This is a genomic window from Streptomyces sp. NPDC002044, assembly GCF_040296725.1.
GTDB classification, from domain to species: Bacteria; Actinomycetota; Actinomycetes; order Streptomycetales; family Streptomycetaceae; genus Streptomyces; species Streptomyces antarcticus.
Window position 1 is genome coordinate 20962 of sequence record NZ_JBEOXU010000074.1, and the last position, 9883, is coordinate 30844.

The following is a 9883-nucleotide window of genomic DNA, read 5'->3' on the forward strand; positions in this document are numbered from 1 at the left end:
ACTCCGATGTTCCGCCGAGCCTTCTGGTTCACCACCGGCGCAGCCGCCGGCGTGTGGGCCACCACCAAGGTCAACCGCCGGCTCAAGAAGCTGACGCCGGAGAGCCTCGCCGCCCAGGCCGCCGACAAGGCCCTTGAGGCGGGGCACCGCCTCAAGGACTTCGCCCTCGACGTCAAGGCGGGAATGACGCAGCGCGAGGACGAGCTGAACGACGCACTGGGGCTGGGGCGGGACGACATGGACCCGGCCCGGCCCGACAACGTCACCGCCCTGCCCGGGCCGCGGCGACTGCGGGCCATCGAGCCCGACCAGCACGACAAGACCACCGAACGACCGAAGTTTTCGTACAACCGGAATGAGGACCACTGATGGAGTCGGCTGAAATCCGCCGCCGCTGGCTGAGCTTCTTCGAGGAGCGCGGTCACGCCGTTGTCCCTTCGGCGTCGCTCATCGCGGACGACCCGACTCTGCTGCTGGTGCCCGCGGGCATGGTCCCCTTCAAGCCGTACTTCCTGGGCGAGGTCAAGCCGCCCGCGCCCCGGCTCACCAGCGTGCAGAAGTGCGTGCGCACGCCGGACATCGAAGAGGTCGGCAAGACCACCCGCCACGGCACGTTCTTCCAGATGTGCGGCAACTTCTCCTTCGGGGACTACTTCAAGGAAGGCGCCATCCAGTACGCCTGGGAGCTGCTCACCAGCTCCGTGGCGGACGGCGGCTACGGCCTGGAGCCCGAGAAGCTCTGGATCACCGTCTACCTCGACGACGACGAGGCCGAGCAGATCTGGCGCGAGAAGATCGGCGTCCCCGCCGAGCGCATCCAGCGCCTGGGCAAGAAGGACAACTTCTGGTCCATGGGCGTCCCCGGCCCCTGCGGCCCGTGCTCGGAGATCAACTACGACCGCGGTCCCGAGTTCGGCGTCGAGGGCGGCCCCGCCGTCAACGACGAGCGCTACGTGGAGATCTGGAACCTGGTCTTCATGCAGTACGAGCGCGGCGCCGGCGACGGGAAGGACGACTTCCCGATCCTCGGCGACCTGCCGTCGCAGAACATCGACACCGGCCTCGGCCTCGAGCGCCTCGCGATGATCCTGCAGGGCGTGCAGAACATGTACGAGACCGACACCCTGCGCGTGGTCATGGACAAGGCCACCGAGCTGACCGGCGTGCAGTACAGCGGCTCCGCCGCGAACACAGCCACGGACGTCTCGCTGCGCGTGGTCGCCGACCACATCCGCACCTCCGCCATGCTCATCGGGGACGGGGTCACCCCCGGCAACGAGGGCCGCGGCTACGTGCTGCGCCGCATCATGCGCCGCGCGATTCGCAACATGCGCCTCATGGGTGCCACCGGGCCGGTCGTCCAGGACCTCATCGGCGTCGTCGTCGACACCATGGGCCTGCAGTACCCGGAGCTCGTCACCGACCGCAAGCGCATCGAGACCGTCGCGCTCGCCGAAGAGGCCGCGTTCCTCAAGGCCGTCAAGGGCGGCACGAACATCCTCGACACGGCCGTGAGCGAGACCAAGGCCGCCGGCGGCTCGGTCCTCTCGGGCGACAAGGCGTTCCTGCTCCACGACACCTGGGGCTTCCCGATCGACCTGACCCTGGAGATGGCCGCCGAACAGGGCCTCTCCGTGGACGAGCCCGGCTTCCGCCGCCTCATGCAGGAGCAGCGCGACCGGGCCAAGGCCGACGCCAAGGCCAAGAAGACCGGGCACGCGGACATGTCCGCCTACCGGCAGATCGCCGACGGCTCCGGCACCACCGAGTTCACCGGCTACGCCACGACCCAGGGCGAGTCCACCATCGTCGGCCTCCTGGTCAACGGCGTCTCCTCGCCCGCCGCCTCCGAGGGCGACGACGTCGAGGTCGTCCTCGACCGCACCCCCTTCTACGCCGAGGGCGGCGGCCAGCTCGCCGACCAGGGCCGCATCAAGCTCGACTCCGGCGCCGTCATCGTCGTCCGCGACGTCCAGCAGCCGGTCCCGGGCGTCTCCGTCCACAAGGGCTCCGTCCAGGTCGGTGAGGTGACGGTGGGCGCCTCCGCGTACGCCGCCATCGACATCAACCGCCGCCGGGCCATCGCCCGCGCCCACTCGGCCACCCACCTGACGCACCAGGCCCTGCGCGACGCGCTCGGCCCGACGGCGGCCCAGGCCGGCTCCGAGAACTCGCCGGGCCGCTTCCGCTTCGACTTCGGTTCCCCGAACGCCGTCCCCGGCTCGGTGCTGACCGATGTCGAGCAGAAGATCAACGACGTGCTCTCCCGCGAGCTCGACGTGACCGCCGAGGTCATGAGCATCGACGAGGCGAAGAAGCAGGGCGCCATCGCCGAGTTCGGCGAGAAGTACGGCGAGCGCGTGCGCGTCGTGACCATCGGCGACTTCTCCAAGGAGCTGTGCGGCGGCACCCACGTCGGCAACACCGCCCAGCTCGGTCTGGTGAAGCTGCTCGGCGAGTCCTCCATCGGCTCCGGCGTGCGCCGCGTCGAGGCCCTGGTCGGCGTGGACGCCTACCACTTCCTCGCCAAGGAGCACACGGTCGTCGCCCAGCTCCAGGAGCTGGTCAAGGGCCGTCCGGAGGAGCTGCCGGAGAAGATCGCCTCCATGCTCGGCAAGCTGAAGGACGCCGAGAAGGAGATCGAGAAGTTCCGCGCGGAGAAGGTCCTCCAGGCCGCCGCCGGCCTCGCCGCCGGCGCCCAGGACGTACGCGGCGTGGCCCTGGTCACCGGCCGTGTGCCGGACGGCACCGGCGCCGACGACCTGCGCAAGCTGGTCCTCGACGTCCGCGGCCGGATCGGTCAGATGCCGGGGCAGGGCGACCGCCCGGTCGTCGTGGCACTGTTCACCGTGGCGAACGACCGCCCGCTGACCGTCATCGCCACCAACGAGTCCGCCCGCGGGCGCGGCCTGAAGGCCGGCGACCTGGTCCGCGCCGCCGCCAAGACCCTCGGCGGCGGAGGCGGCGGCAAGCCGGACGTCGCCCAGGGCGGCGGCCAGGACCCGGCGGCCATCGGCGCCGCCATCGCCGCCGTCGAGCGCCTCGTGGGCGAGACCGCCTGATGACGCTGCGCCGCGGCCGCCGGCTCGCCGTCGACGTCGGCGACGCCCGGATCGGGGTCGCCTCGTGCGACCCCGACGGGGTGCTCGCCACACCGGTGGAGACCGTGCCGGGCCGGGACATCCCCTTCGCCCACCGGCGGCTGCGGCAGCTCGTCGCGGAGTACGACCCTCTTGAAGTCGTGGTCGGCCTGCCCCGCTCGCTCAGCGGGCGGGAGGGGCCGGCCGCGGCCAAGGTGCGCGTCTTCGCGATCGAACTGGCCCGGGGCATCAAGCCGGTGACGGTGCGTCTGGTGGACGAGCGGATGACCACGGTCACCGCCGCCCAGGGCCTGCGGGCCTCGGGGAGGAACGCGAAGAAGGGCCGTTCGGTCATCGATCAGGCGGCCGCCGTGGTGATCCTGCAGAACGCGCTGGAGACCGAACGGGTATCAGGTAATCCGCCTGGCGAGTGCGTCGAAGTGGTTGTCTGATCGCGATACGGTAACGTTCCGCGCGATGAGACGGCATTCGAACAAGCCGTCGCCTACCACCAAAGAGGCGGAACCGGGTGTCGCGGAGTACCGAATCCGCGGCCTTCGTCTCGCGGCTCTAGGGGACCGATGACTGAGTATGGACGGGGCCGCGGCTCCGAACCGTGGCACCCCGAGGACCCCCTGTACGGGGACCAGGGGTGGACCGCGCACCAGACCCAGCAGGGCCAGCAGGGCCAGGCGCCCTACGGCGGCGCCCCGCAGCAGACGTACCCACAGGAGCCGCAGTACCAGGAGCAGCAGCAGTACGGGCAGCAGCAGTACCCGGACCCGGACTACCGCGACCCGCAGTACCAGCAGCAGTACCCGCAGTACCAGGAGCAGCCGTACCCGGAGCAGCAGTACCAGGACCCGCAGTACCAGCAGAACCCCGGGCAGCAGCATTACGCGGCCGAACCCCCGTTCGGGGAGGACCGGCAGTACGCGCAGGCCCAGCAGACGCAGCAGGCCCAGCAACACCAGCAGCACCAGCAGCAGCACCAGCAGATGTACGCCCCGCAGCAGTCGCACCCCCAGGCACCGGCACAGGCCCAGCCGCAGCACCCGTCGGTCTACGACTCGCAGGGCTGGGACACCGGCCAGGGCCAGTACGTCGCCGCCGCCGCGCAGAGCGACGCGTACGCCGGGACGGACCCGTACGCCCAGCAGCCCGTCGCCGGCTACCCCGGCGAGACCCCGGACCTGTACACGACGCCCGAGGCCTTCCCGCCGCCGCAGCCGCCGGGCCGCCGGCACCTGGAGCCCGAGCCGGTAGAGGACCAGGACGCCGACGCGGCGGCCGAGGAGACCGACGGCTTCTTCGCCGGGGGCGGCGACGACGGCGACGAGCCCGGCGACGGCCGCCGGGGCGGCCGTTCGAAGGGCGGCAAGCCCAAGCGGCGCAGCGGCGCGGCCTGCCTGATCGCCGCCGTGGTGATCATCGGCGTGGTCGGGGGCGGCGGCTACTACGGCTACACCTACATCAAGGAGCGCTTCGGCGCGGCCGAGGACTTCGCGGGCGAAGGCTCCGGCGAGACGGTCGAGGTGACGATCCCCCAGGGTGCGGGCCTCGGCGCGATGGGCCGGATCCTCAAGGGCGCCGGCGTGGTCGCCAGTGCCCAGGCCTTCGTGGACGCGGCCAAGGCCAACCCCGACGGCGACAAGATCCAGCCCGGCGTCTACCCCCTGAAGAAGGGGATGTCGGCGGCGTCGGCGGTCGAGTTCATGACGGACCCGTCCAAGCTGAACGTCCTCACGGTCGCCGAGGGCTGGCGCAACGCCAAGGTCTACGACGCGATCGACAAGAAGCTGAAGAAGCCCGAGGGCACGACCCGCGACATCGCCCAGCGCGAGGTCAAGAACCTCGGCCTGCCGGCGTGGGCGAACAACAACCCGAAGATCATGGACCCGCTCGAAGGCTTCCTGTACCCGGCGCGCTACGACCTCAGCCAGGACAGCACCCCCGAGTCCCTGCTCAAGCAGATGGTCAAGAACGCCACCGACAAGTACATCGAGCTGGGCATCGAGGGCAAGGCCAAGGAACTCGGCCTGGAGAACCCGCTCCAGGTGGTCACGGTCGCGAGCCTCGTCAACGCCGAGGGCAAGAACCACGACGACTTCCGGAAGATGGCCGAGGTGGTCTACAACCGCCTCGAGAAGACGAACGACGTCACCAACCAGAAGCTCGAGTTCGACTCGACGTACAACTACATCAAGGGCACGAGCGAGATCAACTTCTCGCTCAAGGAGGCCAGGGCCTTCGACCACCCCTACAACACGCACTTCGTCAAGGGACTGCCGCTCGGCCCGATCGGCAACCCCGGTGAGGACGCGTTGAACGCCACGCTCAACCCCGACAAGGGCGGCTGGATGTTCTTCGTATCGGTCGACGGCGACAAGACGACCTTCACCAAGACCTACGAGGAGCACCAGAAGCTGGCCGCGGAGTTCCTCGAGCGGCAGAAGCAGAAGAACGGCGGATAGCAGGACATGTCACGGATACGGGCAGCGGTGCTCGGTTCCCCCATCGAGCACTCCCTCTCACCGGTGCTGCACCGTGCCGCCTACCGGGAACTCGGCCTCGACGACCGTACCTACGACCGCTTCGAGGTCGACGAGGCCGCGCTCCCCGGGTTCGTGGCCGGCCTCGGCCCCGAGTGGGCGGGGCTGTCGCTGACGATGCCGCTGAAACGGGCGGTCATCCCGCTCCTCGACGGCATCAGCGACACCGCCGCCTCGGTCGAGGCGGTCAACACGGTCGTCCTCACCGAGGACGGCCGGCGCCTCGGCGACAACACCGACATCCCCGGCATCGTCGCCGCGCTCCACGAGCGCGGCATCGACGAGGTGCCGTCCGCCGCCGTCCTCGGCGCGGGCGCCACCGCCTCCTCCGCGCTCGCCGCCCTCGGGCGGATCTGCACCGGCGAGGTCACGGCATACGTCCGCTCGCGGGCCCGCGCCGACGAGATGCGGCAGTGGGGCGAGCGGCTCGGCGTCCCCGTCCGCACGGCCGACTGGGCGGACGCCGCCGGGGCGCTGGCCGCGCCCCTGGTGATCGCGACCACCCCGGCCGGGGCCACCGACGCGCTGGCCGCCGCCGTACCGGCCGCCCCGGGCACCCTCTTCGACGTGCTCTACGACCCCTGGCCCACCGCGCTGGCCGCCGCCTGGAGCGGTCGCGGCGGTACCCTGCTCGGCGGCCTGGACCTCCTGGTCCACCAGGCGGTCCTCCAGGTCGAGCAGATGACGGGGCACGCCCCGGCGCCGCTGGCGGCCATGCGGGCCGCCGGCGAGGCCGCGCTCCTGGCCCGCCACTGACACCGCCCCGCGGGCTCCGCGGGCCCCGGCGCGGGCCGATCCTCGTCCACCGCCCGGTGTGCGGCCGTCCGACAGCTGGACCGGGGGCCGGGGACCGGCCGGGACATGGGAGGATCGGGTACGGCGGGTCCGGGCCGCGCACCCGTTCGCGCCGTCGCTGTACCAGGCGCGAGCATGAGGAGCATCGTTGAGCAGGTTGCGTTGGCTGACCGCCGGGGAGTCGCACGGACCGGCGCTGGTAGCGACGCTGGAGGGCCTTCCCGCCGGCGTCCCCGTCACCACGGAGCTGGTGGCCGACCACCTGGCCCGGCGCCGGCTCGGCTACGGCCGCGGCGCCCGGATGAAGTTCGAGCAGGACGAGATCACCTTCCTCGGCGGCGTCCGCCACGGGCTGTCGCAGGGGTCGCCGATCGCGGTCATGATCGGCAACACCGAGTGGCCCAAGTGGGAGACCGTCATGTCGGCCGACCCGGTCGACCCCGCGCTGCTCAAGGACACCGGCCGCAACGCGCCGCTGACCCGTCCCCGCCCCGGTCACGCCGACCTCGCCGGCATGCAGAAGTACGGCTTCTCCGAGGCCCGTCCGATCCTGGAGCGCGCCAGCGCCCGTGAGACGGCCGCCCGCGTGGCCCTCGGCGCCGTCGCCCGGTCCTTCATCAAGGAGGTCGCCGGCATCGAGATCGTCTCGCACGTCGTGGAACTGGCCGCGGCCAAGGCCCCGTACGGCGTCTACCCGACCCCCGCCGACGTCGACGCGCTCGACGCCGACCCGGTGCGCTGCCTCGACGCCGACGCCAGCAAGGCGATGGTGGCCGAGATCGATCAGGCCCACAAGGACGGCGACACCCTCGGCGGCGTCGTCGAGGTCCTCGCCTACGGGGTCCCCGTCGGCCTCGGCTCGCACGTGCACTGGGACCGGCGCCTCGACGCCCGCCTCGCCGCCGCCCTGATGGGCATCCAGGCCATCAAGGGCGTCGAGGTCGGCGACGGCTTCGACCTGGCCCGCGTGCCCGGCTCGCAGGCCCACGACGAGATCGTCTCCACCGCCGACGGCCTCAAGCGCACCACCGGCCGCTCCGGCGGCACCGAGGGCGGTCTCACCACCGGCGAACTGCTGCGCGTACGGGCCGCGATGAAGCCCATCGCGACCGTGCCGCGCGCGCTGGCGACCGTGGACGTGGCGACCGGCGAGGCGACGGTGGCCCACCACCAGCGCTCCGACGTCTGCGCGGTCCCGGCCGCGGGCATCGTCGCCGAGGCCATGGTCGCGCTGGTCCTCGCCGACGCCGTCGTCGAGAAGTTCGGCGGTGACTCGGTCCCCGAGACCCGGCGCAACGTGCGCTCGTACCTCGACAACCTGCAGATCCGGTGACCGCCGGACCACTGGTCGTCCTCGTCGGCCCCATGGGGTCCGGCAAGTCCACGGTGGGCGCGCTGCTCGCCGGCCGGCTCGGCGTCCCCTACCGGGACACCGACGCCGACATCGTCGCGGCCCAGGGCCGGGAGATCTCCGACCTCTTCGTCGACGAGGGCGAGCCGTACTTCCGCGCCCTGGAGCGGGAGGCCGTCGCGGCCGCCGTCGCCGGGCACACCGGGGTCCTCGCCCTCGGCGGCGGCGCCGTCCTCGACGCGGGCACCCGCGAGCTGCTGGCCGGCCTGCCCGTCGCCTACCTGTCGATGGACGTCGAGGAGGCCGTACGGCGCGTGGGGCTCGGCGCCGCGCGCCCGTTGCTCGCGGTCAACCCGCGCCGCCAGTGGCGCGAGCTGATGGACGCCCGGCGGCCCCTGTACACCGAAGTCGCGCGCGTCGTGGTGGCCACCGACGACCGCACCCCCGAAGAGGTCGCCCAGGCGGTCCTCGACGCTCTGGAGTTGAAGGACGTATGACAGACCAGGTGACGCGCATCCAGGTCGGCGCCAGCGCCGGACACGCCGCGTACGACGTGCTCGTCGGCCGGCAGCTGCTCGGCGAGCTGGGCTCCCTGATCGGTACGAAAGCCCGCCGGGTCGCGGTGATCCACCCCGAGGCCCTGGCCTCGACCGGTGAGGCCCTGCGCGACGACCTGGCCGACCAGGGCTTCGAGGCGGTCGCCATCCAGGTGCCGAACGCCGAGGAGGCCAAGACCATCGAGGTCGCGGCGTACTGCTGGAAGGCGCTGGGGCAGTCCGGCTTCACCCGCACCGACGTGATCGTCGGCGTCGGCGGCGGCGCCACCACCGACCTCGCGGGCTTCGTCGCGGCCACCTGGCTGCGCGGGGTGCGCTGGGTCGCCGTGCCGACCACCGTGCTGGCCATGGTCGACGCGGCCGTCGGCGGCAAGACCGGCATCAACACCGCCGAGGGCAAGAACCTCGTCGGCGCCTTCCACCCGCCGGCCGGCGTGCTCTGCGACCTGGCGGCCCTGGACTCGCTGCCGGTCAACGACTACGTCAGCGGCCTCGCCGAGATCATCAAGGCCGGGTTCATCTCCGACCCGGTGATCCTCGACCTGATCGAGGGGGACCCGGAGGCGGCCCGTACGCCGGCCGGCCCGCACACGGCCGAGCTCATCGTCCGCTCCATCCAGGTCAAGGCCGACGTCGTCTCCAGCGACCTCAAGGAGTCCGGACTCCGCGAGATCCTCAACTACGGCCACACCCTCGCGCACGCCATCGAGAAGAACGAGCGCTACAAGTGGCGGCACGGCGCCGCCGTCTCCGTCGGCATGGTCTTCGCCGCCGAGCTGGGCCGCCTCGCGGGCCGCCTCGACGACGCGACCGCCGACCGGCACAAGGCGGTCCTCGCGGCCGTGGGACTGCCGCTGACCTACCGCGGCGACCAGTGGCCCAAGCTGCTGGAGACCATGAAGCTCGACAAGAAGTCCCGCGGCGACCTGCTGCGCTTCATCGTCCTCGACGGGCTGGCCAAGCCGACCGTCCTGGAAGGCCCCGACCCGGCCGTGCTCGTGGCCGCGTTCGGCGAGGTCGCCGCGTGAGCCGCCGCGTCCTGGTGCTGAACGGCCCGAACCTGGGCCGGCTCGGCTCGCGCGAGCCCGACGTGTACGGTGCCACCTCGTACGCCGGGCTCGTCGAGAGCTGCCGCACGCTGGGGGAGGAGCTGGGCTTCGACGTCGAGGTCCGCGAGACCAACGACGAGGGGCAGCTCGTGCGCTGGCTGCACGAGGCGGCCGACGGCAAGATCCCCGTCGTGATCAACCCGGGGGCCTTCACGCACTACTCGTACGCCATGCGGGACGCGGCCGCGCAGCGCACCGCGCCGCTCATCGAGGTGCACATCTCGAACCCGTACGCCCGTGAGGAGTTCCGGCACACCTCGGTCATCGCCTCGGTGGCGACCGGGACCGTGGCGGGCTTCGGCATCGGGTCCTACCGCCTGGCGCTGCGCGCGCTGGCGGACGAGATCACGGCCTGACGCCGCCGCCGCGGCCCGCCACGGTCGGATTGGATCGCCGGGGCGGGCTGCCCGCGCTGCGGGCCGGTCAGCAGATTCCCGCC

Annotated in this window: 9 protein-coding genes; all 9 read left to right on the top strand. The window is 72.0% G+C overall.

Going from position 1 to position 9883, the window contains the following annotated elements; translation table 11 throughout:
• Positions 1–6 precede the first annotated feature (6 nt).
• Positions 7–369, top strand: a complete 363-nt coding sequence (locus ABT106_RS19360) for a hypothetical protein (protein ID WP_351278721.1) — start codon at positions 7–9, stop codon at positions 367–369.
• Positions 369–3062, top strand: coding sequence for an alanine--tRNA ligase (gene alaS, locus ABT106_RS19365; RefSeq protein ID WP_351278723.1), 2694 nt, complete (start codon positions 369–371; stop codon positions 3060–3062). Before ABT106_RS19360 ends, alaS begins: the two co-directional genes overlap by 1 nt.
• On the top strand, positions 3062–3532 hold the full coding sequence (gene ruvX, locus ABT106_RS19370) for a Holliday junction resolvase RuvX (protein WP_351278725.1): 471 nt from the start codon (positions 3062–3064) through the stop codon (positions 3530–3532). The genes alaS and ruvX overlap by 1 nt, the downstream gene beginning before the upstream one ends.
• Positions 3533–3661: 129 nt before the next feature.
• Positions 3662–5554, top strand: coding sequence for an endolytic transglycosylase MltG (gene mltG, locus ABT106_RS19375; RefSeq protein WP_351278728.1), 1893 nt, complete (start codon positions 3662–3664; stop codon positions 5552–5554).
• Positions 5555–5560: 6 nt separating this feature from the next.
• Positions 5561–6388 carry a shikimate dehydrogenase gene (locus ABT106_RS19380; protein WP_351278730.1) on the top strand — a complete coding sequence of 276 codons (828 nt, stop codon included), beginning with the start codon at positions 5561–5563 and terminating at the stop codon, positions 6386–6388.
• Between the two features lie 187 nt (positions 6389–6575).
• Positions 6576–7760, top strand: a complete 1185-nt coding sequence (gene aroC, locus ABT106_RS19385) for a chorismate synthase (RefSeq protein ID WP_351278733.1) — start codon at positions 6576–6578, stop codon at positions 7758–7760.
• Entirely contained in the window at positions 7757–8275 is a 519-nt protein-coding gene (locus ABT106_RS19390; RefSeq protein WP_351278736.1) for a shikimate kinase, read from the top strand. Before aroC ends, ABT106_RS19390 begins: the two co-directional genes overlap by 4 nt.
• Positions 8272–9363, top strand: a complete 1092-nt coding sequence (gene aroB, locus ABT106_RS19395; protein WP_351278738.1) for a 3-dehydroquinate synthase — start codon at positions 8272–8274, stop codon at positions 9361–9363. Before ABT106_RS19390 ends, aroB begins: the two co-directional genes overlap by 4 nt.
• Positions 9360–9800, top strand: a complete 441-nt coding sequence (gene aroQ / locus ABT106_RS19400; protein WP_351278741.1) for a type II 3-dehydroquinate dehydratase — start codon at positions 9360–9362, stop codon at positions 9798–9800. The genes aroB and aroQ overlap by 4 nt, the downstream gene beginning before the upstream one ends.
• Positions 9801–9883: the final 83 nt, after the last annotated feature.